The organism is Radiobacillus kanasensis, from assembly GCF_021049245.1.
In the GTDB taxonomy this organism is placed as follows: Bacteria; Bacillota; Bacilli; order Bacillales; family Amphibacillaceae; genus Radiobacillus; species Radiobacillus kanasensis.
The window spans coordinates 655,778-680,165 of sequence record NZ_CP088020.1; the positions used below are offsets into that span (position 1 = coordinate 655,778).

Annotated in this window: 26 protein-coding genes and 1 riboswitch; of the genes, 15 read left to right on the plus strand and 11 right to left on the minus strand. The window is 37.4% G+C overall.

What is annotated here, in order from left to right:
* The first annotated feature begins 229 nt into the window (after window positions 1-229).
* Both KO561_RS03410 and KO561_RS03415 read left to right on the plus strand, forming a co-directional pair.
* Window positions 230-670 carry a hypothetical protein gene (locus KO561_RS03410; protein ID WP_231095752.1) on the plus strand — a complete coding sequence of 147 codons (441 nt, stop codon included), beginning with the start codon at window positions 230-232 and terminating at the stop codon, window positions 668-670.
* Between the two features lie 111 nt (window positions 671-781).
* Window positions 782-1,192, plus strand: a complete 411-nt coding sequence (locus tag KO561_RS03415) for a hypothetical protein (RefSeq protein ID WP_231095753.1) — start codon at window positions 782-784, stop codon at window positions 1,190-1,192.
* Between the two features lie 162 nt (window positions 1,193-1,354).
* Here KO561_RS03415 and KO561_RS03420 read toward each other — a convergent pair whose 3' ends face one another.
* Window positions 1,355-1,750 carry a GNAT family N-acetyltransferase gene (locus KO561_RS03420; protein ID WP_231095754.1) on the minus strand — a complete coding sequence of 132 codons (396 nt, stop codon included), beginning with the start codon at window positions 1,748-1,750 and terminating at the stop codon, window positions 1,355-1,357.
* Window positions 1,751-1,960: 210 nt separating this feature from the next.
* Window positions 1,961-3,958, minus strand: a complete 1,998-nt coding sequence (locus KO561_RS03425; RefSeq protein ID WP_231095755.1) for a methyl-accepting chemotaxis protein — start codon at window positions 3,956-3,958, stop codon at window positions 1,961-1,963.
* A gap of 69 nt (window positions 3,959-4,027) precedes the next feature.
* A riboswitch (cyclic di-GMP riboswitch) is annotated at window positions 4,028-4,116 on the minus strand.
* Window positions 4,117-4,347: 231 nt separating this feature from the next.
* Between KO561_RS03425 and KO561_RS03430 the strand changes: the two genes are divergently transcribed.
* A complete protein-coding gene (locus tag KO561_RS03430; protein WP_231095756.1) occupies window positions 4,348-4,950 on the plus strand; it encodes a spore coat protein in 603 nt (200 codons plus the stop codon).
* 98 nt (window positions 4,951-5,048) lie between these two features.
* On the opposite strand, the gene KO561_RS03435 is transcribed toward KO561_RS03430, so the two are convergent.
* Together KO561_RS03435 and KO561_RS03440 are read right to left on the minus strand one after the other, a co-directional pair.
* The gene (locus KO561_RS03435) at window positions 5,049-5,561 is read right to left on the minus strand and encodes a spore coat protein (RefSeq protein WP_408004860.1); all 513 of its coding nucleotides are present in this window, start codon (window positions 5,559-5,561) and stop codon (window positions 5,049-5,051) included.
* 372 nt (window positions 5,562-5,933) lie between these two features.
* Complete coding sequence (locus KO561_RS03440) at window positions 5,934-6,107, minus strand: hypothetical protein (protein ID WP_231095757.1); 174 nt, start codon at window positions 6,105-6,107, stop codon at window positions 5,934-5,936.
* Between the two features lie 197 nt (window positions 6,108-6,304).
* Here KO561_RS03440 and KO561_RS03445 point away from each other — a divergent pair, with 197 nt between their 5' ends.
* On the plus strand, window positions 6,305-6,673 hold the full coding sequence (locus tag KO561_RS03445) for a DUF2642 domain-containing protein (protein ID WP_231095758.1): 369 nt from the start codon (window positions 6,305-6,307) through the stop codon (window positions 6,671-6,673).
* 14 nt (window positions 6,674-6,687) lie between these two features.
* Window positions 6,688-6,900 carry a hypothetical protein gene (locus KO561_RS03450; RefSeq protein WP_231095759.1) on the plus strand — a complete coding sequence of 71 codons (213 nt, stop codon included), beginning with the start codon at window positions 6,688-6,690 and terminating at the stop codon, window positions 6,898-6,900.
* Window positions 6,901-7,135: 235 nt separating this feature from the next.
* On the opposite strand, the gene KO561_RS03455 is transcribed toward KO561_RS03450, so the two are convergent.
* Complete coding sequence (locus tag KO561_RS03455) at window positions 7,136-8,050, minus strand: Gfo/Idh/MocA family protein (RefSeq protein WP_231095760.1); 915 nt, start codon at window positions 8,048-8,050, stop codon at window positions 7,136-7,138.
* 91 nt (window positions 8,051-8,141) lie between these two features.
* Between KO561_RS03455 and KO561_RS03460 the strand changes: the two genes are divergently transcribed.
* Genes KO561_RS03460 through KO561_RS03470 form a run of 3 tightly spaced genes read left to right on the plus strand, consistent with a single transcriptional unit; the run spans window position 8,142 to window position 10,850 of the window.
* Window positions 8,142-9,122 (plus strand): glycosyltransferase, encoded by a 981-nt coding sequence (locus KO561_RS03460; protein ID WP_231095761.1) that lies wholly within the window; start codon window positions 8,142-8,144, stop codon window positions 9,120-9,122.
* Window positions 9,123-9,125: 3 nt separating this feature from the next.
* A complete protein-coding gene (locus KO561_RS03465) occupies window positions 9,126-9,806 on the plus strand; it encodes a DapH/DapD/GlmU-related protein (RefSeq protein ID WP_231095762.1) in 681 nt (226 codons plus the stop codon).
* Window positions 9,807-9,830: 24 nt separating this feature from the next.
* A complete protein-coding gene (locus tag KO561_RS03470) occupies window positions 9,831-10,850 on the plus strand; it encodes a D-glucuronyl C5-epimerase family protein (protein WP_231095763.1) in 1,020 nt (339 codons plus the stop codon).
* 65 nt (window positions 10,851-10,915) lie between these two features.
* Here KO561_RS03470 and wecB read toward each other — a convergent pair whose 3' ends face one another.
* Entirely contained in the window at window positions 10,916-11,983 is a 1,068-nt protein-coding gene (gene wecB, locus KO561_RS03475) for a non-hydrolyzing UDP-N-acetylglucosamine 2-epimerase (RefSeq protein WP_231095764.1), read from the minus strand.
* Window positions 11,984-12,149: 166 nt separating this feature from the next.
* Here wecB and KO561_RS03480 point away from each other — a divergent pair, with 166 nt between their 5' ends.
* Window positions 12,150-13,385 carry a glycosyltransferase gene (locus KO561_RS03480; protein ID WP_231095765.1) on the plus strand — a complete coding sequence of 412 codons (1,236 nt, stop codon included), beginning with the start codon at window positions 12,150-12,152 and terminating at the stop codon, window positions 13,383-13,385.
* Between the two features lie 8 nt (window positions 13,386-13,393).
* On the opposite strand, the gene KO561_RS03485 is transcribed toward KO561_RS03480, so the two are convergent.
* On the minus strand, window positions 13,394-14,362 hold the full coding sequence (locus tag KO561_RS03485; protein WP_231095766.1) for a dTDP-glucose 4,6-dehydratase: 969 nt from the start codon (window positions 14,360-14,362) through the stop codon (window positions 13,394-13,396).
* 15 nt (window positions 14,363-14,377) lie between these two features.
* The gene (locus KO561_RS03490; protein WP_231095767.1) at window positions 14,378-15,130 is read right to left on the minus strand and encodes an SDR family NAD(P)-dependent oxidoreductase; all 753 of its coding nucleotides are present in this window, start codon (window positions 15,128-15,130) and stop codon (window positions 14,378-14,380) included.
* 206 nt (window positions 15,131-15,336) lie between these two features.
* On the opposite strand from KO561_RS03490, the gene KO561_RS03495 reads away from it, so the two are divergent.
* The 5 genes from KO561_RS03495 (at window position 15,337) to KO561_RS03515 (ending at window position 21,367) form a co-directional block, all read left to right on the plus strand.
* On the plus strand, window positions 15,337-16,530 hold the full coding sequence (locus tag KO561_RS03495) for a glycosyltransferase family protein (RefSeq protein WP_231095768.1): 1,194 nt from the start codon (window positions 15,337-15,339) through the stop codon (window positions 16,528-16,530).
* A 32-nt stretch (window positions 16,531-16,562) separates the two neighbouring features.
* Window positions 16,563-17,777 (plus strand): glycosyltransferase family protein, encoded by a 1,215-nt coding sequence (locus tag KO561_RS03500; RefSeq protein WP_231095769.1) that lies wholly within the window; start codon window positions 16,563-16,565, stop codon window positions 17,775-17,777.
* Window positions 17,778-17,799: 22 nt separating this feature from the next.
* Window positions 17,800-18,810 (plus strand): glycosyltransferase family 4 protein, encoded by a 1,011-nt coding sequence (locus KO561_RS03505; protein WP_231095770.1) that lies wholly within the window; start codon window positions 17,800-17,802, stop codon window positions 18,808-18,810.
* 105 nt (window positions 18,811-18,915) lie between these two features.
* The gene (locus KO561_RS03510) at window positions 18,916-20,214 is read left to right on the plus strand and encodes a nucleotide sugar dehydrogenase (RefSeq protein ID WP_231095771.1); all 1,299 of its coding nucleotides are present in this window, start codon (window positions 18,916-18,918) and stop codon (window positions 20,212-20,214) included.
* Window positions 20,215-20,242: 28 nt separating this feature from the next.
* Window positions 20,243-21,367: a DegT/DnrJ/EryC1/StrS family aminotransferase gene (locus KO561_RS03515; RefSeq protein WP_231095772.1), complete on the plus strand. Its 1,125-nt coding sequence runs from the start codon at window positions 20,243-20,245 to the stop codon at window positions 21,365-21,367.
* A 196-nt stretch (window positions 21,368-21,563) separates the two neighbouring features.
* Here the strand turns inward: KO561_RS03515 and KO561_RS03520 are convergent, their stop codons facing one another.
* From KO561_RS03520 to KO561_RS03530, 3 genes are all read right to left on the minus strand, one after another.
* The gene (locus KO561_RS03520) at window positions 21,564-22,355 is read right to left on the minus strand and encodes a DUF817 domain-containing protein (protein ID WP_231095773.1); all 792 of its coding nucleotides are present in this window, start codon (window positions 22,353-22,355) and stop codon (window positions 21,564-21,566) included.
* Between the two features lie 95 nt (window positions 22,356-22,450).
* Window positions 22,451-22,675 (minus strand): helix-turn-helix domain-containing protein, encoded by a 225-nt coding sequence (locus KO561_RS03525; protein ID WP_231095774.1) that lies wholly within the window; start codon window positions 22,673-22,675, stop codon window positions 22,451-22,453.
* Between the two features lie 11 nt (window positions 22,676-22,686).
* Complete coding sequence (locus KO561_RS03530; protein ID WP_231095775.1) at window positions 22,687-23,166, minus strand: DUF2975 domain-containing protein; 480 nt, start codon at window positions 23,164-23,166, stop codon at window positions 22,687-22,689.
* Between the two features lie 439 nt (window positions 23,167-23,605).
* On the opposite strand from KO561_RS03530, the gene KO561_RS03535 reads away from it, so the two are divergent.
* Window positions 23,606-24,268 (plus strand): HAD family hydrolase, encoded by a 663-nt coding sequence (locus KO561_RS03535; RefSeq protein WP_231095776.1) that lies wholly within the window; start codon window positions 23,606-23,608, stop codon window positions 24,266-24,268.
* The last annotated feature ends 120 nt before the right edge of the window (window positions 24,269-24,388 follow it).

The following is a 24,388-nucleotide window of genomic DNA, read 5'->3' on the forward strand; positions in this document are numbered from 1 at the left end:
TGGTCTTTTCCGTGAATTTTCACTATATCTGCCATCGGATGAGTTTTTTAAAATAATAGTATTAGAAGAATTAGCAAAAGAAAAGGATCGGTCATATTAATGTTGCCGTTCCTTTTTAATATGTATAGAGTTATTGGAATTTAATGTTAAAATTAGACTGTGAGCAGTTGTACTTAAAATGGTAGGTAGCTTACGAAATAAGAAAGGGTTCGACAAAGGGGGAGGTAGCATGAATGATAAATTCTTAATATTTTTAATAGGCTCTTACTTTTTGGCTTTTTCCGTGAATTTGATGCCTGCGATCAAGCATCCGGATTTGGATGTAAATGTTTTCCACTTGCTAGTAACTTTATTTTTTATGCTCTTGTTACTTATGTACTCTAAAAAAGGAAGTAAGAAGTTGAAGGTATTTGCATTAGTAGGAGTCATATCAGGTCTACTAGTATTTGTAATCACAACATTTGAACACGCTATGTTTGAGCATGTTATTTTAAATTCAATAGCCGCATTACAGTATCCTTTTTACCTGATTTTTACCACGCCAGTCTTTGGTGGCAATATGTTATTCGATCTAAGTTACGGGTCTTATTCATTGCTGGTGTCATTGTTTTATGGAGTTGTTTTCGTTTTAACAAATTTCTTTAGAAAGAATGATGCAGTCTCCGTTTAATCTTAGTGAACGGATGGGGGCGTTACTCAAGAAGGAAATTGTATCTTTCTTATTGAAGTAAAGGGTACTTTTGTTGAAGAACAAGGGGTATTTATAGGGAGGGGGAGATTGATGGTAAAGAGAAAAGTTATTACAACTATATTAGCGACTCCTATTTCACTAATGTTTATCTTTGCATTTTTCTTTGGTGAATGGAATAGACCTTTTGATTTAATTACGATGTCAGGAGCGTTTAGTCTATTTTTAGCACCTTTTATATTACTGTATGGGGTTCCTGTCACATTTTTATCAGACTATGTATGCAAGCAATTAACGGGAATCGCTCGTACATTAACTGCATTCATTGTCCACTTATTTTTTGGTGTATTGTTCGGTTTTATAGCTCCAATGGATGAACAATTTTCGTTGTTTGGAACAGAGGTTAATGCAGCTAGTTTGTCTGCTTCGATTACAGCATTATTCTTTTGGATAATAGATGAGCTAATCAGAAGAAAAAATCCTAAATCAACATATAGTTCTTGATGAAGAAGAAAATATAAATAAAGAGACAATACTATACGGAAAACCATTAGGTAATCCAATCCTTTGTGTGTTATTTGCGCTGTCATTTTGTAATGAGAATTGTATGCTATTTTATCTCCGAAAGTATTTGACCTACCTTCCTCACCACAATGACCTTTTTTCCTACATCTCTTCCGCTGCTTTACGATATCCATAAAAAGGACGATACTTTTGCTGCTCATAATATGTGTGAGAAGTGGAAGAAGCAAGGAGCTCCACTCGAGTAGCTGGGTACAAGTCATGTGCTTTTTCTATTAATTCTTTTCCGATACCATATTTTCTATATGCTTGATCAACGAGAAGCTCACATATGTACAAGCTAATGTGTTGATCTGTTAAACCCCGAATATATCCCACAACTGTCTCATTCACTGTTGCAACAAGAGTAGGATTGGAGGTAAGTAAAGCGGATAAATATTGGTCTTGTTTGCTGACGAGGTTGGTCCATTTTTCTTCCATGATTAGTTCTACTATTCGTGGGAAATCACTTTCTTGAAAAGGTCTTATCATTAGGTCCATAGCATAGCAGCCTCCTTTAGTTAATGGAATAGGTCAAATAAAAAATGATTTAAAAATAACGAAACAATTTAGTAAACGCCGATAAACAAAAATAAACGCCAATAAATGAATTTGAAGGCCAATATCCAGCCCGTGAGCGCCAATAAAATCCCGCACCAGAACACCGCAAAGAAAAGAGTACAACTCAACTGAATTGTACCCTTCCTTAACCTATATTGTAAACTTACGAACAAGTTCTTGTAACTGTTCGGCCATTTCAGCAAGAGATTTTGCACTGGACGTAATTTCTTCCATAGATGCAAGCTGTTCTTCCGTGGTGGCAGCAACTTGTTGAGAATGAGAAGCATTCTCTTGAGAGACAGAAGCAATCTCATTTGCTGATGCACTGATTTCTTGAATGCTAGCAGAAATCTGTTCCACCGTAGAAGATACCTCATCAATCTGTGGACTAATATCTTGTGTTTGTTTCATAATTTCAACGAATTTCTTAGAAGTAACCTCGGTTAACTTCAATCCTTCTTCGGCATTTGTGGTTACTTCAGCCATAACTGCAACGGATTTATCCGTATCTTGTTGGATTCCCTTAATTAAGTCAGAGATCATTTTTGCAGACTCCTGAGACTTTTCAGCTAAGTTTCTAACCTCATTAGCAACGACCGCGAATCCTTTACCGTGTTCTCCTGCGCGTGCAGATTCAATCGCAGCATTTAGTGCAAGTAAATTGGTTTGCTCGGCAATATCCCCGATAACGCCAACGATTTCTCCAATTTCTTTAGAACGAGCTGCAAGCCCTTTGATTACTTCGTTGGAGCTTGTAACAGATTCTACAATAAACTTCATTTGCTCGTAATTATCCTTCACATACTTGCCGCCTTCTTCAGCATTAGAAACAGTCTGTTTAGATAACTCGGCTACATGTGAAGTACTTTCTGTAATAGTACTTACCCCTTTGGAAACTTCTTCGAGGGAATCAGAAGTAGCTGTGATTCGTTGTGTTGTATCCTCAGAACCATTAGAGATTTGATCAATGGCGTCCGCAACGTGTGATGTTGCTTCTGATGTTTGCTCAGCACTTGCTGTAAGCTCTTCTGAAGAAGAAGCTACTTTTTCAATCGATTCATTAATGCTTGATACGACAGAACGGATGGAATCAACCATTGTGTTAAAGCTTTCTGCTAAGGTACCAATTTCGTCATTCGTTTTGATCTCAATTTTCTCGGTTAAATCTCCTTCGCTAATAACTTGAGCAGATTTTGTAAGAGCGAGAAGTGGTCTCGTAATCGAACGAACGATGAAGTATATAACAATACCACCTAAAATTAAGGAAACAATGACAATGATAACAGTGGAATAAGCGATATCAGATGTAGCACTCGTCACTTCTGATGAGTACATAGTACCACCAATTTTCCAACCTGTTATTTCATTGGTTGTAAAGTTCATCCATTTGGAATCCCCTTCAAATTGGTACGTGAAGCTGCCGCTTTCACCAGAAAACATATTTTCTACCCACTCACCCTCAGCACTTGAAGCACGTTCTTTCGAAGGGTGAACCAAATATTGCTTTTGTGTATCAAGTATGGTTATATACCCTTCTTCCCCAATTTTGACGGAGGAAGCGAAGGCATCTAGGCTATTTAAATTGATATCAATCCCAATAACTCCAGAACCATCATTTGTCACTTGAGCAACAGTCACAACAATTTGATTAGTCGAGGCGTCTGAATAAGGGGCAGTGATAATCATATTCCCTTTGTTTTCTAAAGCGCTCTTGTACCATTCTTGTTTTCTGGGGTCAAAATCCGCAGGTAGCTTAGCCTCCGGTTTTATGATGGTTTTTCCTTCGGATGTTCCGACATAAACGTTTAATGTATCAGAGTTCTGTTGCTTGTACTGCTCTAATATCATATCGAGCATTTCTCCATTTTGCTCTGCATACATATCGGATTTTATGGCCTTCACTAAAAACTGTAAATCATTTTCCTTCGGCTTAAACGTCTCTGATAATTCTCGATCAATGAGCTTTACATTCGTTTCGGCTTCTTCATAGATCGTGTTTTGAACCTTTTGATAAGAGAAATAGTAAGACAATGCACCAATTGCTATACTCGGAACGAGAAGGATTAGTGTGAAGGAAAGAATGAGTTTCTTACGAATACTGCCAGATTTGCTTTTCTTGCGTTTGAATGAGGTAAATCGTTTCTTCATGATGAACTCTCCCTTGTGTGTATTTTCAATAAAAAAGCCGCCTCCCAAGGGAAGACAGTTTAGAGATAAACGTGCAACTGGCTGGCTTAGTATAATGTCATACGTTAGCCCCTTTAGCTTTGCGCCGTATCTTTTCAGATACTTTGCCGTTTATGCAATTTGGAATTATGTACTGAGACAAAATGCCTATGACTAAATATATAGAATCTTGTCGAAAAAGTAAATCGAAATGTTCTATATTCGAGATAGTAAGAATAGCAAGTATCCCCAATATTTAACACGAAAAGTAGTTTTTTCAGCAAGAGAAGTATCGCATGGAAAAAAAGCTTTGGATAACACTAAAATCGGGGCATCAAAGCCCACTATTTTTCTTACGGAGGTTTTCTACGATGAACTACGCCGCTCATGAACTTTTAGAGATGTCCGAAGCATTAAACTCGAAGAAGGCTGAAATTGAACAGCACGGTTTATTTATTAGTCAAGCAAAAGACCAACAACTAAAAAACATTCTAAGTAAGCACCAACAACAAATGATTACAGGCTATCAGCAGGGGATTAACTTATTACAAGGTAAGGGTGGACAAGTACCGGGCCAAGCACCTCACTTCCAAACACATGATTTAAGTGTAGGAATGAGTTCCCAAGCCTCTCCATCTTCAGCTCCACAACCAAACACGGTGATGTTGTCGGATCAAACAATCTCAGCTCTAGCCTTAAGCGCTCATAAATCAGGTGCTATTTCAGGAATGCAGTTTGCAAACGAAACCGTAGATCCCCAACTTCGCTCGTATCACGTAAATGGAGCGGTACAATGTCAAGAAATGGGCTATGAAATTTGGACTTGGATGAACCAACACGGTCATTATCAACCAGCAACTTTCAGTACAGCCCAAACGAATCAAATGACACACATGTTCCAGCCTATGAATCAGCAAATGAATCATTCTATGCAACAAATGCATTATTCTAATCCGAACCAAATGCAACAATAGGTATTATAAATGACACACAGGGCTAGACAGTCCTGTGTGTTTTTCAAAAAAAGAAGATCACCTTCGCATAGGTGATCTTCTTAGAATTCCTTAAACCTTTATAGAATGTCCAGTCTAGCGATTAATACAATCAAAATCTGCAGTAAAATTTGAACATTTACGGCAATGTCCGTATCCACAGTAGATACGGTTACATCGCGTGAATTCTCAATATAAACTTGCTGTTTATTCGTTTGACTAGACTTCACTTTTGCAAGCAGGTCTTGTGTTACGGCGTCTGCTTTACTACTGTCGAGGATAGAAATACTAATCACTAATGCAATGGCTACTTGAAGAGCTGCTTGAACATTAAGTGCAGCTTGGGTATCCGTTGTCGTTACATCTACATCACATGAATCTTTAATAATAATAGATTCAATCGATTTTTGGCTACTTTTCACTTCTGCATCCTCCTCCTGAACAACAGTCCCGTCTAGGGGGTGGTGATCTGTCGGATCTAGTGCATTCCATTTTCTCGGTTCTTCATGACAACATGCTTCTTCTTTGGGTTCCTGGTAACATGGTGATTCATCAACATATTCCGGTTCCCGACAACATGTTGATTCTTCCACGCAATCTGGTTCAACATTACAGTTATCTTGTTTAGCTTTTCTGTTTCTTACGATCGCGACTGTTCTATCGCGTTTACGTTTTGCGTTTGCGCTTCTTGCATTTCTCGCTTTTTTCCTAGATTTTCTTGACATAATAACTCTCCTTTCTGGTAATTTAAGATATTGTATGTCGTTTAATAGGATTGGTAAGGGTGGGTATCCAGTATTAAACACCTATTTCTTGGTATAGGACGAAAGCAAACTATTACCTATCTAATAGGGACCAAACAAAAAAGTTAGATGATGGCCATCCAGAAGACTTTCCAATAGACACCTCGATTATGTAAAAAAGATGATTCCGCCTATGAAGGAATCATCTTTTTTACATAATCCTTATTCATTTTTGTTTTTAGGTTGAGTTACGGACTCAACACTTTTTTTCATGCTCTCCATTATTTGTACTAATCTTTCCTTATCTTTGTTATCGAGTCTCTCTTTATCTAATTTAGCGGCATGCTTTTTTAATATAGTGTCCACTAGTGTATCTACATTAATATCTTTATTCAACGTATTCACCTCCTAAGATTACTTTTATATATCGTATTCAGAGTGTTCGTAAACGTGCTATAGATGATAGTCTATTTAATTTGTAAGTAGAATTGGCATATTAGTGGAATTTTCTATTATTCACATAAATGCCCTTACAGGAGAGAAGAAACCGCCATATAGTAAATAGAATTCTATTATAGAAAGGATGAAAAATATTGGTACTAAATACTAGACAAAAGTCTCTATTGGAGTTGCTTAACCAAATGACACAAAACCTATCAAATAACAATGGTCAAGGCGTAGACTTACCAGACCTAGATATCGATGTTGATTTCGACTTAAGCATTGGGGATGAAGAAGGAAATGGAAATGGAGGAACTCCTCCGACATCACCGACAGTCCCTACGACGCTTAGAGAAGTACTATTGGAATTAGTGAATGAACAAGTCGAAGTGACAACTCCTTTTGGTACAGTAGCTGGAACATTGTTGGCTGTACGAAGTGATTATGTCGTAATTATTGATAGTACGGGAGATCAAGTTCTAGTCCGTATTGAAAAAATTGAATTTGTAAGTGAATTATAAGGAGGGAATTATAAATGTTTGAAGAAACTTTTGCTGCAGAACTAGCTACACGAATTGGATCCAGAGTTGAGGTTGCTACAGATAACAACTTAATCGAAGGGATTCTCTCAACTGTCACGGCAGAATTGGTACTAGTGATTGACATTAGCAGTGGATATAACGATAATGCAAAGTTGTATATCTCTTTAGATGCCATTAACTTTGTACGGTTTCCTCAAGCGGCATAATGAATAGCCGGTTGGAATCCGAATGAAAAGTGGAAACGAGCGACTCAAATCTTACTTTTGAGTCGCTCTTTGTTTTGATCTTGATCAGTAAAAACCCCTGAACCAACATGATTCAGGGGTTTTTGATATGCGTCTTTGGGGGACTAATCCATAAGAATCAAATTCAGTTAGTGATTAATTTTTAGAAATAATTTTCGACCATCTACATACAGATAATTAATGGATTCCCAATGACTTAGATCTGATCTTCCATAATGGCTCGACTAATTTCATTTGTAGTCTTTAATGCGGCTATTCCTGCTTTACCTGATACAGAAGGGGTTAAATCTGATTTTATACAATTCAAGAAGTCGGTTAACTGTATTTCTAATGGTTGTTCATCGCTGGTTATCTGTATGGTTTGAGTGATGGTATCTCGTGTTACATTTATCTCATTTTTTAAGATATCAGCTTCTATAAAAGCATTCTCTGTAAGAATTTGAATGGTTCTTACTTTTCTCTTAGATTTAAAGCTTGCTGTTAGTTTCCCAATTACTCCTTCAGCCGACCTCGTAATGACACTCGCATGTTTTGGGGTGTTCTCTATGATTTTTCCCATTGTATAAAAGTCTAATAGTTCATCATCTTGGAGGATTTCCTGCAAAATGTAGAGGTCATGAATCATTAAATCTTTCACCACATCCACATTTTTAATTTTTTCATGATAAGGACTCATTCTATGAAAATCCATTCCTATAATTTTTTCATGTTCTAGTTCTTTTCTAATCATATTTATTAGTGGATTGAAGAGTTCGATGTGTCCAACTTGAAGCTTGATTCCAGCTTCTTCGGCTTTGAGGGTTAATTCTTTTGCCTGTGGGACAGTGTCTGTAATAGGTTTTTCCATCAATATATGCACTTTATGATCCATGCAAAGTAACCCTATATCATAGTGGAATTCTGTTGGTACAGCTATACTAACGGCATCAACTGCTTGAAGGAGATTTGGTAATGATTGAAACTGTTTTACCTGATATTTATCTGAAATTTGACGGCCTTTTTCTGGATCGTTATCGAAAACACCAATTAATTGGCAATGCTCCTGCATCGATAAATACGTTCTGACATGGTTTTCCCCCATATTTCCTGTTCCAATTACACCAACTTTCATAGATTAATTCTCCTCACTTTATTTATTACTCATTTGATATCTTATGCACGAGCTATTAAGTGAGATAGACTGCCATAACAAGAAAACAAATTTGGCTTACGTCCTATTACGAAACACTAGAAAAGTAGAAAGGAGGGAAAACGCTATCAATATCTTGTTCATAGCAGAAGACACGTCTGGCTTTATAAATAAGAACTTTTACTATTTAGAACAGGAACTTGCAAAAGTCGTGAATGTACAGGTATGGAGAAAATCAGGACATATCAGCTTTATTCTAAAACAGTTGGAAACAGAACCCGATTTTATCTTGCTCATGAATGACATGGATAAAGATTGGACACCAAGAATTAAGGGCCTTGCTCATATAAATATCCCTACTGGACTATTTATCAATGATATTCACCGGTTTACGAAACTTAGAAAAGCTTATATAGAGAAGAACAATATCTCCTATTTATTTCCCATCATTCGAGATGTATTTTTAGAAACCTATCCAGAATACGAGAAGAAGATGGAGTGGTTTCCACACTTCGTTCAGTTAGATTTGTACAAAGATTATGGATTAGAGAAAGATATCAATTTATTAATAATGGGTGCGGTAAACGAGTATTATCCATTAAGACAAAAAATTATCAAAGCCTATGAAGGAGATTCAGACTTTGTTTACCATAGCCATCCTGGCTATCGGAACTTTAATAAAGAGGAAGAAGATGAAAAAATGATTGGGGAAAAGTATGCGAAGGAAATAAACCGATCCAAGATTATGTTCACATGTCCTTCTGTGTTACATTACCCTGTTCAAAAGTATTTTGAAGCACTTGCTTGTAAAACGCTCCTTTTAGCACCAACCTTCAAAGAACTGGAGGACCTTGGATTTATACCAGACTATCATTTTGTAGCAATAAATGAAGATAATTTTCAAAAGAAAGCAGATTATTATTTAAAAGATGAGAAGGAGAGACAAAAAATTACAGAACAAGGATATGCGTTCATTCGGGAAAAACATTCTATCGAGCATCGAACGTTACAGCTTGTCCAAACGCTAAAACGCTTACTGAAAGGGAGGAGTTAGGACATGTCAAACATTCCAGAAAGTGTTCAACTAGGGAAGAATACGGTGATTGAGGAAGATGTAGTTGTTGGGGAAAATGTAGTTATTGGACATAATACGGTGTTATTACAAGGGACACACATTGGAGATGATGTTTCCATTGGTAGTAATTGTGTCCTTGGCATTAAGCCAGGTGTCAATCAGAGAATGCGAAAAACAGCTCAGGACAACCAAAATCTAATGATTGAATCAGGCACAAGAATTGGGCATTTAGTATCCATTTATTCGGGGACAAAAATAGGAAAAGGGGTCTTTATCGGAGATCAAGCAAGTATAAGGGAAAATGTTTCCGTTGGGCCGGATTCAGTTATTGGAAGAGCAGCCATTGTCGAACTAAATACAACGATTGGGAAATCATGTACGATTCAAACGCTGGCATATGTAACAGGTGATACTACATTAGAGGATGAAGTATTTATTGGTCCATGTGTATCGATGTCGAATGACAAATACATGGGGGCTCAACCATTTTCGCTAAAAGGTCCTCATATTAGAAAAGGGGCGAAGATAGGGAATAACGCATCGCTACTACCTGGCGTTACAATCGGGAAAGATACGATAGTAGGAGCAGGATCTGTTGTAACGAAAAATATAGAAGAAAATATAGTTGTTGCGGGGATTCCAGCCAGGAAGATTCGTTCTTAGTAACCATGAAAAGAGGTGAAGTGATTGGAGTCTAATAAGACAGAGGATATCAGCATCGTGATGCATGATCAACATAAAGCGGTTGGTAAGAAAATAGGGAATGACTTTTATGTTCCCCTCACGTTGATTGAAAGAGGCTATCAAACGGAAAAAGAATGGATAGAAACAGACCAGACATTAAAAATTCATGTGACAAAAGCACGTCCGATCGTTATAAGTAGTTATGATTATAATGGGAATTATATGCATTATGACAAAATAGGCGTAGAGAATTGGAATGTAACATTTGATGATACAGGAATTCCTAAGACCGTTTATTCATTTGGACAATACTATAATCCCTCAACAATCGCCCAATATGGCCTTCAGCATTACAGTTTATATGTGAAAAATAAGGATCAAGAGAGTAAAAAGAAATTTTTAACCGTTGCGGATTGGTTTCTTAAAAATCAAGACTCGCGTGGCGGATGGTCCTATCATTTTGACCATGCTTTTTTCTCAAGTAGACTTCCTGACCTTAAAGCGCCATGGTATTCAGCAATTGGATTAGGAATGGCTATGTCTGTTTTAGCGCGAGCATCCTATCTTTCGAATAACCAAAACTATGCGAATCGCGCACTACGAGCCAACCGCTTATTTCAAACTTTACCACCAAAGGGTGTTCTCGCTAAGTTTGAAAACAAGTACTCCTTTTACGAGGAATGTCCTACAAATCCACCGAGCTTCATTTTAAATGGATTTATGTTTGCATTAATTGGCTTATATGATTTATTTAAACATACGAGTAACAACGTGACGAGGAAGTTATTTGAGGAAGGAATGCTCACCTTGAAAAGAATGCTTCCTTTATATGATCTCGGAAATCGCACTGCATATGATCTAACACATTACACTACGGATGGTGGGTTTCCAAATGTTGCGAAGTGGGGTTACCATGTCACTCATATTCACTTGTTGGCGACATTGAATGCCATTGAAAAGGATTATAAGATGGAAGAGACCTTAGTAAGGTGGAAAGGGTATGTACTTGGTCATACGAAATAAGAAACCATTAGAAAACCAGCAGCAGTAAGGCAAGATCATTCACTGTGCTGGTTTTCTTTATCAGTCTATTTAATTAAGATCTCCATGATTTCATGTGCGGTATTACCTGTTCCAAATAATGCAGGGTATTCCTGAGGAATGTGGGAAGCGGCAACACCTTCTACAATTTTTTTACTATCGGCACCTACTAACTGATTCCATCCTGCATCCAATGTTTCTATCCACTCTGTTTCATCTCTTAGGGTTAGGCATGGAACCTGGAGCATGTATGCTTCTTTTTGTAGTCCACCAGAGTCTGTCAGAATTAATTCCGTTTGGGAAGCAATCGTTAACATGTCGAAATAATTTAATGGATCAATAACCTTCATGTTAGACGAAGCGATTAGGTGATTTAGGTTAAACTGTTCTATTTTACTTTTCGTCCTAGGGTGTAAAGGTAAAACCACAGTCGTTTTGAGCTGCCCAAGAGCTTGGAGGATTGACTCGAGTCGATCCGGCTGATCGGTATTTTCAGCCCGATGAATAGTTGCTAGGTAGTAACTTTTATTGAATAGAGTTAAATCTTGAAGGATGGAAGATTGTTTTAATGCAAGGTCTTTAAAATAAAGAACAGAATCATACATGATATCACCAGTTACATGGACCCCTTCCGTTATTCCTTCTTTTTTAAGATTTTCCGCAGCGGACTGGGAAGGGCAAAATAGCCAATGCGAGAGGTGATCGGTAATGACCCGGTTAATTTCCTCAGGCATTTTTTTATTATAACTGCGTAGTCCCGATTCTACATGGGCAATTGGAATATGAAGTTTTGCTGCTGCCATACTGCCGGCGAGTGTGGAATTCGTGTCTCCATAAACAAGAACGATATTAGGCGTGACAGAGTTCATGATGGACTCTAATTCCATCAACATGTGGGCTGTTTGTTTTCCGTGAGAGTCTGAACCAACCCCTAAATAATAATCCGGTTTTGGAAGATGTAATTGCTCGAAAAAGACGTTAGACATATTGTCATCATAATGCTGCCCAGTGTGCACAATAATTTCTTGTATCTTTGGGTTCTTTTGTATTGCTTTTGACAGCATAGAGGACTTAATAAATTGTGGCCTTGCTCCTACAACGGTTAAGATTTTCATTTCCTTCTCCTTTCTAATAACATAAATTCACCTTCTTTGCCGTACTTCATTTGCTGGTCTGACATGTTGTCGTAGTCGGTAATCCTGAACATGATTTCATGACTATTAATATAATGAAAAAAGTTCTCTGGTAAGATAAATACCGATTCAGAAAGGGGTAAAAAGAATGGCAAAAAAGGTATGTATGCTAGTTGCAGAGCACCCATTTTTAGATTCACGGGTCTTCAAGCGAGAAGCGAAAAGCTTGAAGAAATTAGGCTATGATGTAACCATGATTGTTCCGAGGAAAAGTGGTTATCTTTTTGACATAGATGGAACACCGATTAAGGACAAATTTTTACAACAAACCTTCACCTATGAAGGGATTACAATTGTAACGTATGATTACGAAGAAAGTAGAACCCCATTAAGCAAAGTGCTCTCTCCAGAATCGCAGTGGGAACAGGGGTTCAACAATCCATTAACGAAATTAGGTGTAGCGCAGGATGCCGATATTTATCATGTGCACGAATACTTGTCACTGTTTGCTGGTGTTGGGGTGAAAAGAGCATTACAGAAAAAGAACAAAGCTATTAAACTCGTTTATGATAGCCATGAATTAACACCAGATCCCTTTGATTCGAGAACTCCTACACACTTGCGAACCAACCTTAAAGAAAAGCTTTTAATCATGTTAAAAGAAGTAGACTTTGTAATTACGATTTCACACTCTATTAAGTCATGGTTCTTGTCACAGGCTCCTGCTTTACCTGTAGAAGTTATCTATAATTCTCCTCCGCTTGCTTCAGAATACACACCAAAAGACTTTAATCGTAATCAATTGGTTATGTGTTATGAAGGAAATATGGATTATAAAAGAGGAAACAAGAATAAGATTCTAGACATGACAGAAATCTGCTCCAAAACAATTGATTTTCATTTTAAAGTAATCGGTGGAACGCGGTACGGTGATTCCTTTGAACTCCCTAGTCATTTAGCGGATAAAGTGGAGCTAACAGGCTGGGTCGATTATTATTCGATTGCGAAGCATATGAAAGATGTTGATATAGGCTGGATTGATTACGAGGATCTAAATGAGTCCCTTAATCGATCCTACGCGATGCCAAACAAATTTTTCAGTTATTTGAATAATGGGGTTCCAGTGCTAGTTAATCGTTGCCATGAAATGGAGTCTTTCATACGGTCCCACCGATGCGGCTTAGTCCTTGATAAAAAAGAAGCCACCGCAAAAGACTACGCGAATGCGATTCTTTATTTAAATCAAAATAAATCGTTGTTAAATGAAATGAGTCTCAATGCCCGAAACGTAATGAAAGAAAGCTATTGCTGGGAGAAAATGGAACAACGGTTAAAGAATGTCTATGATCAATTATCTGGGCATGAAATAACCTTTTTCACTTAAGTTCTTCTTTAGCTGCCGAACGTTTTTTGAACCCATTCTACGGTGTTGCTAATTCCTTCTTTAAAAAGAGTAGCATCATATGGGCCAATCATTTTTTCTAACTTTTGAACGGAACCTCTATGGCTCTCTACATCGGCCTTTCGACCAGGTTTTCTAATCACAGACCCTTTAAACTTCATCACATCTAAGATAGATTCTATGACTTCTTGGATAGACAATTGTTGGTCTGTCGTGATATTGACTAGGTCTCCAGGGGACATAATCGGGAAAACCTTCAACACGAGGTCCACCGTATCCTCGACATAAATAAAGTCTCTAGTTTGCTCGCCAGTACCATGAATCTCTGGAGCATCCCCCTGGAGGATTTTCTTAATGGTGACCGGTATAATACCAGCAAGTGGTCCCTTAAAGTTTTGCCTTGGCCCAAAATTATTAAATGGGCGAACAAGAAAAGCATCTAAATCAAACATATTCACATAGGATTGTAGCATTAAATCAGCAGCCGCCTTTCCTGCCGCATAGGTTGTTGTAGGAACTAAAGGGTGCTTCTCGTCAATCGGTTTGTATTGGGCTGAACCATAGGCTTCAGAGGAGGAAAAATGACACAATGTTTGAAAGGCCTTTTTCCTTTGAAGCTCTAACAAGTTTTTAAGCACAAGAACATTCGTTAAAAAGGCATTAGATGGATTCATAAAAGAATAATTTAACGCTTTCGTCGCACAATTGAAGACAATATCAATGTCGTTTTCCTCCATAATGTAGTTGAGAGTCTCTTGATTTTCCGCATCATCCACATATAGCTTTGCACCGTTATTTATGACTTGCTTTACGTTTTCCTCCTTTCCTGTAAAAAGGTTATCCAAAATAATCAATTTATCTACTTTTTCATCTAGCAATTTGTCTACTAAATGACTACCGATAAAACCTGCTCCTCCTACAACTAGAACAGTACTATTAACTAATGATGGTCGTTTCAACTCGAACATCCTTTCTTAGAAATTTAATCTAGACTGACCCCCGTCAACCGTAATGGTTGTTCCTACTATCCAGGAAGCTTTATCAGATGCGAGAAAGACGGCAACATTTCCAATCTCTTCTGTCTTGCCAAGCCGACCGGCGGGAATTTTATCTTCTGCATATTTTTCAAGGTATTTCGGATCCTTCTTTAATCGATTTTGCCAGGCTTTGTTCGGATGATAGACTGCCCCAGGGGCAATTCCTACAACCCGAATATTGTTTTTAATTAGCTCTGAGCTAAGTGATTTAGTAAAGCTGATGAGTGCGGATTTGGATGCATTATAGGAAGAAGACCCCCCAGCTTCTTTACCGAATATAGAGGAAATGTTTATAATGACACCCTCTTGATTTTCGATCATATGCTCACTAGCCAATTGACTCAGATGGACTGCAGAGATGAAATTCACTTCCATTGCTTGTTTAAACACACCCGAAGGAGCTAATGCACCCTGTCCATGATTAGCACCTACATTATTGACGAGTACATCAATAGAGCCGAAATCATCTATAAATTCTCTTAAAAGCTGCTCCCTATGCTCCTGTTTAGCAAGATCTTTTGAGTAAATGTGGACATCTAATTCTTCTTTTGTTTCTAGTAGCTCTTTTTCATTTCTAGCTACCACACCAACTCGGGCTCCCTCTTTTAAAAATGCCTCCGCTATTGCCTTTCCGATTCCTCTTGATCCACCGGTAACTAAGACGTTTTTTCCTACTAGGTTTAATTCCATTCATCGTTCCTCCTTTCTGTGTAGTTCATGAGTTGAAATATATGAAAATAGGTTTTCGCGGTTACCAATTCTATGCATACCAGCATATACAAACGGGTAATCACATTTAATTATTTGTATGATTAATAGTTTTTGAATGTTAATCCTTTAGAGGTAAATCCGGGAATACCTACTTTTTAAAAATAGGAAAACGGGAGGTACAGAAAATGAAGAAAAAGGTTTGCATGCTCTTAAGTTATCTTCCCTTTTTAGACGCACGTATTTTCGAATGTGAAACGAAAAGTCTAGTAAAACATGGATATGAAGTAACGATTATTGCACCACGAAAAAATAGGTTTTTACATGATATAGATGGAAAGCCATTTACGGATCGCTTTCGTGAAAAAGTCTTTAAGTATCAAGGAGTAAAGGTGGTGACGTATGACAGCGAGAGAAGGTCAGATAAGCCAATACTAGATCCTTTATATCAACTTGGGATGAAAGAAAACGCGGATTTTTATCATGCGCATGAGCTGAGCTCTTTGCATTTAGGAAAGGAACTGAAGGTTGCACTAAATAAGCGAAGAGGTAAAAATGTTAAATTGATTTACGATAGTAGGCAGTTAACCCCAGACCCATTTTCAAAAAATCTTAAGGAAGCGGAAAAGCAGAAATGGCAAAAGATGCTTCATGAAAGTTTAAAAGAGACAGATTACACAATCACAGTTTCTGATTCTATTAAGGCGTGGTACCTATCTTTCAATCCGATGCTCCCTGTGGAGGTCATTTATAGTTCCCCACCACTTGCCACGAGCTTTCAAGTAAAGGGGCAAAATAAGAGTCGACTTGCTATAGCTTATGAAGGAAACGTATCTAAGGAGACTCTTCAGAAAATCTATGCCATAACCGATTCCTGCAGAAAAGTCAGCGACTTTCATTTTAAAGTGGTGGGCGGCTTGAGGTATGGAGAAACCATGTCGATCCCGAATCATTTACAAAACAATATGATTAATTCGGGTTGGATAAACTACCATGCTTTGCCTACGGTTTTGTCAGACGTGGATATTGGGTTGATTGATTTAGATTCCACCCATTCTCTCAACAATGCTTTTTCGATGCCTGGTAAATTGTTCAGCTTTCTTAATAACGGCATTCCTGTCGTGGTAAATGATTGTAGCGATCTGAAGAAATTTGTGAATACGTATGAGTGTGGAATAGTAATAAATAAACAGAATCCTACTCCTGCTGAATATGTGAAAGGAATCATTCATCTCTATCAAAATAAGTCTAAATTAAGACAAATGAGTTTGAATGCTCGTAAAGTTATGGAAGAGGCTTACAGTTGGGAGCATATGGAGAAACGGTTGATTGCCATTTACAAATCCTTGGATTCAAGTCAAACTCCATATCTTTTAACTTAAATCGATATTGGAATACGAAGGAGGTGGCGAAAATGACACATGTTTGCTTTATAGTAACAGAACATCCTTTTTTGGATGCGCGAATTTTAAAAAAAGAAGCGAAAAGCTTATTAAGGCAAGGATACAACGTAACTATGATTGTTCCTCGTCGAAATGGCTACCTTTTTGACATAGATGGAAGTCTTTTTACGGATAGGTTTTTATCTCCAACTTTTATGTATGAGGGAGTAAAAATCATTACCTATGAACAGGAGAATCTATCGAAAAATCTTAAAAGTCTTCTTCATAATCTTCAATCAGGGAACCATTCACGGTTTCAGGATTCATTAACACAACTGGGAATCGAACAAGAGGCCGATATTTATCATGCTCATGAATTCCTTTCCCTCTATTCGGGAGTCGGTATTAAACGTGCTTTAAAGGCTAAAGGAAAATCATGTAGGTTGATCTATGATAGTCATGAACTCGAACCAGATCCTCTTGTTACTAACCCTCGAAAAACAGTAAAGGTAAAGCAGCAAATGCTGGAGCTTATGTTAAAAGAAACAGATCAACTCATAACAGTTTCAGAATCTATTAAGTCGTGGCATCTCTCTCTAAATCCAGCTCTCCCTGGAGAAGTTATCTATAATTCACCTCCGCTTGGAATTGAACACCCACGAAAAGAAACAAAATCAGAATTAGTTGTGGCATACGAAGGGGTTATGGGGCGAAACAGAGGTAATTTCGATAAATTAAAAAAGATTTTGGAATTGGCAAGCGAAAAAATAGATGTGAAGGCCAAAATTATAGGAGGGTGGAAGAAGGATGCAAAAATAAAGCAGGATTCTGCGTTACCCGCACATCTGAAAGATAAGGTGTCCTTTACGGGGTGGTTAGCCTATGAATCTATTCCAGAAGTTATGAGGGATGTAGATATAGGTTGGATTGATTTAAATACCACTAACTCTTTCAATAATCGATTTGCGATGCCGAATAAGTTTTTTAGTTATTTAAATAATGGTGTGCCTGTTCTCGTAAATCAATGTGAAGATATGGGGTGGTTTATCAATCAATACAAATGTGGATGTGTAGTCCATAAGCCACAAGCAAATGCTGAGGATTATGTTCAAGCATTACTTCAACTTCAATCAAATAAAAGGAACTTAAAAGAGATGGGAAAAAATGCCCGAAAAGCCATGAAATCCGAATATAGTTGGGAACACATGGAACGAAAATTGTTATCTATTTACGATCAGCTTAACTAGCTTTTCATAATACAAGAAAGGAATGATAGATTTGAAGGTTTTGCATATCCCTTATGGGCCACCTATGATTGAGCTTTGTCACGCTTTACGTGAGAAGGGAGTTCATGCAACTTCTTGTCACTTTAATGAAAACACCTTTAAATTTAAACCAGATGAGTGTTTGAAACTTAATTTGCTCAATGGTCGCGAACGAGAAAAACGATTAGAGCAGTTCTTACAGGAATCTATACAGCAATATGATATCTTCCACTTTCATTTTGGAGAAACCTTTTTCCCTGATAAAAGGGACTTAGAGGTGTTGAAACAGGCTGGTAAGAAAATGGTTGTTCATCACCACGGCTCCGATATTCGAAAACTGTCCGTAGCTAAAAGAAATAACCCCTATATTAAAGTAAAACCGGAGTGGACAGAGGAAAAAATAAATAAAAATCTAGCTATTCTGTCCGACTATATCGACCACGCTATCGTTCAAGACTATGAATTAGAAGCATATATCTCAAACTCCTATAAGCATGTCCACGTTATTCCTCATACAATCGATGTAAGAAAATTCGAGCCAGAATATCCAACCGAAAAGAAGTCTCCCCTCGTTGTTCATGCTCCAACTATGAGAGATCTCAAAGGAACGGAATTTATATTAAATGCGATAGAGAGATTAAAAGAAATCGGAATGTCTTTTGAGTTTAAGTTATTGGAGGGATTGACCTACGAGGAAACGAAGAAAACTCTATCCCAAGCAGATATTGTGATCGACCAGTTAAGGATTGGAGCTAGTGGCTATATTAGCTCAGAAGCCATGGCATTTGGCAAACCAGTTATTTGCTATATAAGAGAAGACCTAGTATCCAAGTACCCGCAAGGCTTACCTATCGTAAATGCTAATCCTTCCAACATAACGGGTGTATTAAGAAAACTACTTCAACATCCACAAAAGTGGAACGCAATAGGCCGAGAGGGTAGGCAGTATGTAGAGAAATACCACAATCCTGCGGTAGTAGCGAATCAATATATCGAAATGTATAAGAGGTTATAAACCTTCGTCCCTTTTCTAGAATAATAAAGCTAATCGTCCAATCAGATAGAGTTTACCCTCATACAATACGGTATATCTATTGAATATGAAATGAGGGTGAGAAAAATGATAGAGAAGAGTCAGTCATTACCCCAAGTGGCAGTTGTAGGTCTAGGAAAAATAGGACTTACACTAGCAGCTGTGTTCGCCAATAATGGCTACAAGGTTTTTGGGGCAGATAAAAATAAACAGGTTGTAGATCGTGTTAATCAGGGGAAATCCCATATAACGAATGAACCAGGACTAAATCAGTTTGTTCAAGATGCTCATCAAAATAATACGCTAATCGCTACAGACTCAAATGTTGAGGCTGTTTCCAAAGCAAATATTGTTGTGGTGATTGTACCCGTATTAGTAAACGAAGATAATGAAATAGACTACCAATATATCGATGCAGCTGTCCAGGATATAGGAGCTGGGTTACAAGAAGGGACGTTGGTCATTTTCGAAACGACCCTTCCACCAGGTGACACCCAAAACAGATTCGGGAAAAAAATAGAGGAAGTCTCTGGACTTACAATGGGAGAACAATTCTATCTTGCCTATAGCCCGGAAAGAGTTTATTCCAATCGCATCATTAAGGATTTACAACATTACCCTAAGGTTGTGGGAGGGATAAACAAGAAAAGTGTAGGATTGGCATCGGATTTTTATAAGCAAGCATTAAATTGTAAATTAATCCAGGTTAGCTCTTTAGAAACCGCAGAATTTTCGAAAGTTGCCGAGTGTGTTTATCGGGATGTGAATATTGCGCTTGCTAATGAACTAGCAAAGTTTGCAGAGGAAAAGAACATTAGAATGTCTGAAGTTATTACAGCAAGTAACAGTCAGCCTTTCTCCCACTTACATTCTCCCGGAATTGGTGTAGGTGGCCATTGTATTCCGATATATCCTTATTTTTTTGTTAATAAAGGATTGGATCAAGGGTTAACCCCATTATCTCGAGAAATCAATGATAGTATGGCTAGCTACGCTATATCCAAGATTGAAAAACGAATCGGTTCTTTAGAAAACAAAAAAGTTCTTATTCTAGGATTGTCTTATCGTGAGGATGTTAAAGAGCCGACCAAATCAACAACGTTACTCCTCTTGGAACAACTTAGGCACAAGCAAGCAAATATTTTCGTAAATGATCCCCATTTTACAGAGGGTGAAATAATTAATCATGGGGGATTACCTTTATCTTTAGATGACAAATTGATAGAAGAAGTAGATGTTCTTATCCTGCAAGCTTTTCATGAGGAATACAAAGAGATAAATTTTAAAGATTTTACAAAATGTAAACTTATTTTGGATGGAAGAAACAAGTTAAACGAAGAAGAGATATCCCGATTGGGTATCATCTATGAAAGTATAGGGAACTAAAACTTCGAAACCAAAGGAGGTTTTTTTATTGTCTAATAAAACGTTTGATCAAATTCCTTTGCTTGATTTAAAGGAGGAATTAAAGCTAATAAGGTCCTCGATATTAGACCATGTATCGGATGTAATAGATAGCGGGAATTATATTTTAGGAAATAAAGTGGAGAGTTTGGAAAAGGAGCTAGCAAAATATTTGGATGCACCTTATAGCCTTGGAGTCGCAAATGGAACGGATGCGTTGCAGTTATCTTTAAAGGCTTTGGATATTGGATCTGGTGATGAAGTCATTACAACTCCATTTACCTTCTTTGCTACCGGTGAAGTGATTGCTCAAGAAGGGGCGAAGCCTATCTTTGTAGATATAGACGAGGAAACCTATAATATGGATCCAACAAAAATAGAAGAGGCGATCACGGAAGATACAAAAGCTATCATGGTCGTACACTTATATGGCCAAGTTGCAAATATGAAAGAAATCATGGACATCGCGAAAAAATACAATTTGAGAGTTATAGAGGACGCTTGCCAAGCAATCGGGTCTGAGTATGAAGGAGAAAGAGCTGGAGCAATCGGAGACATTGGTTGCTTTTCGTTTTTCCCTACGAAAAACCTTGGCGCATTTGGTGATGCTGGTCTAGTTGTAACGAATCAAAAGGATCTTTACGAAAAGATTGCTAGTCTTCGGAACCACGGTAGTGAAGAGAAGTATCATCATTCCTCGATTGGATTGAATAGTAGATTAGATGAAATACAGGCGGCTATTTTACTAGTAAAATTAAGTCATTTGGATACTTTTTTAGCGAATAGACAGGGAATCGCCAGACGTTATACAGAGCACTTTACAGGTAAGTTAACATGCCCACCAGCCATAGAAAGTAGAGAGCACACCTTTCATCAATATTGTGTGGAGTTGGATAACAGAAATGAGCTTGCTGCTGAACTTAAAAATAATGGTATAGCTTCAGCTATCTATTATCCTATTCCGTTACATTTGCAGGAAGCCTTCCAGTACCTTGGGCATAAAGAAGGTGATTTTCCAATATCCGAGAAAGTAGCGAAGCGGATCTTAGCTCTTCCTATTTATCCGATGCTGTCTGTTGAAAAACAGGATTATGTAATCTCAGTGATTTTGAACTTTTTGGAGAACAAGGGGTGATGATAACCCAAGCTCTTCCGTTTGGATATAGGATTAGTTTAATGAAGACTATAGAATCATAGTATGTAAACTTTTACTTGTGTAAGAATTTAGTTTCTTCCTAGTAAAAATAGCTAAACGAATATTAAAAATGACCGTCCTTTTCGGTAGATGCAAAAAGGCGGTCTTCTTGGCTTTCTTTAAGGGTTCATAACAGTCATAAAGAGTGACTAGTTTCTATCCTAGTGGAACTTTTTCCCTTCACCTGCTTTAACGTCGCAACTATGAGAAAACTAACTATCACTAATAAGAGCCATGAACTCACCTTTCCTAAATGTACGAGACTCCAAGCATCGGTTTGGTTAGGGTATTCCCAAGCTCCAAAGAACGTTGCGATATTTTCGGCTATCCATATAAAAAATCCGATAAGCACAAAAGAAAGTGCGATTGGCATACGGTACCGAGTTTCACCAACCTCGTATGTGACCCATGACCTGCTAAATACAATTATAACAAGCACTGACAATATCCATCGAACGTCCATCCAGTAGTGATGGGTAAAAAAATTCAGGTAGATCGCGGATGCGAGTGGAACAACCACTAAATACGGTGGCCATTTAACCAGTTCAACATTCAGTCTCCTCCACGCCTGACAGAGATAGCTCGCTACGCTTGCATACATAAATCCACTGTACAAAGGAACACCAAGAATTTTAGAATATCCTTCCTCTGGATAAGACCAGGAGCCCATATGTACCTTGAAAAGTTCGAGAGCAAGTCCAATAAGGTGAAACACGGTGATAACCTTTAGTTCATCCCGTGTTTCAAGCCCTGAACGCACCATACCCCACTGCATTAGAAGGCAGATAATAAGCAGCCAATCATACCGTGGTAGGAAGGGAAGTGGAATGATTTTTGTTAAAGCCAAAGAAGCAAAAATAACGACAGGAAACAAACAAGAAAGGGCTTGCTCCCAACCAAAACGAACGAGTTGTTGTAAGGCTCTCATGCTTTCCCCTCCAAAGGTTTTTCTGAATATATGTATCATGGTGGAATAAGGGATTTTCAAACGCTATCCTTCCGTTCCACCATGTTGAGTCCAGTTTATTTCTCTTCAGTGTCTTCGTTACTCCTGTATTCTATAATATCTCCAGGCTGGCATTCCAAAGCCTTACAAATCGCCTCTAAAGTGGAAAATCGAATCGCTTTTGCCTTTCCATTTTTCAATATAGAAAGGTTAGCCATTGTTATTCCAACCTTCTCTGAAAGTTCTGTTACACTCATTTTCCTTTTAGCTAACATCACATCAACATTGATTATAATTGCCATTGTTTTTCACCTCAGACCGTTAAATCATTTTCTGATTTTATATCGATAGCACTTTTTAATAGCTTTTGAAGAACAGCGGCAAAGACTGCAACCACCATACAACCAAAAATAATGACCATTCCGATTAGTATCATACCTGGGGCATCGTCAACCTCTGCCATGAGATATATGAGTGGCATAAATACCACATATAAGGCACTGATGGTGATGGCACAGTATTTGATGTTTTTCAAAGCCCTCACGGATAACTCTGAAAACGCCTGGTTCTTGTCAATATAACTTAAAAGTTTTAAAGTCTGGAACAATGCAATGAAAAATACGAGAGCTGTTACATACAATCCGATTAAAAAGGGATATTGTAAAAAATCTAATTTTGGATTTAACTCTGCAAAAAATTCAGCTATATCAGGTAACAAAAATATACACAAAGCAAGGACAGGAAGCCCCATTAGAAAAACAACGACCTTTAAAAAGAGTGTTTCTCGTTTCATTTAAAGCACCTCACTAATTTATTGTCCATTTGAATTTATCACATAATTTATCGTTTTTCAATAAATTTTTATTGATTAATGTTGTTAATTTTAGACAATAAAAAAGCATTCTGCTTGAGTAACTGTTTAAATAGCATATCAAATCACATGTTGGTTGGTAGGCTGTCTTTTGTTGAGATATCGAATGTTTACTTATAAATAAGATCACCTTTAGCATGGTATTTAGCACCCAAATTAACAGACGAGTAACAGTTATTAGTAGGGTGCTAATTGCTTTGGAATTTTAGGGTGAATTCAAATTCATGCTAAAATAAGATATAAGATATTGTGAACTATTAAACTTAAACTAATGACAATATAGTGAAAGAAGGATTGGAATTTAATTTTGTTTCTTATGGTAATATTAGGTTTGAAAATTAGTAGTAGAAGGGAGTATTACATGGATAACTATAAAGTAATTTTATTTGATTTAGATGGAACACTTTCAGACCCCAAAGTAGGTATAACTAAATCCGTTCAATATGCTTTACATAAAATGGGGATTGATGAGCCTGACACTGATAAACTAGAATGTTTTATTGGACCACCATTACAAGTTTCATTTGCTGAACATTACAATTTTGATGAGGCACGTATCCCAAAAGCAATAGATTTATATAGGGAGAGGTTTAAGGAAAAGGGAATGTTTGAGAATGAGTTATATTCAAATATCCCCTTGCTATTAAAATCGTTAAAAGAGCAAGGGTTTACTTTAGTTGTTGCAACTTCTAAACCTACTGTTTTTGCTGAGCAAATACTAAAGCATTTTGAGATTGATAAGTATTTCGAACTTATTGTAGGAAGTAATTTTGATGGAACAAGAGCGTCAAAAACCGAAATCATTCAATACATACTAGATAAGTATAAGGAAAATCAACTTTGTGACTTCATTATGATTGGAGACAGAAAGCACGATATTATCGGGGCAAGTAATACTGGAATTGCTTCTATCGGAGTTACTTATGGATATGGTTCTTACGATGAATTAAGACAGTCGAATCCTACTCATATTGTCAAAAGTGTTAATCAGTTAAAAGATATTTTAATAGGAAGTAAAGTGTAATAAATATCATTGCTTATTAAGCAAACGGGAGCGAGTGCTGATTAGCAGTCGCTACTTTTGCTAACGGAGCAGTTTTGTTGAATAAGTTCCAATCAAATGTTATAAATAGAAAATTTGTGG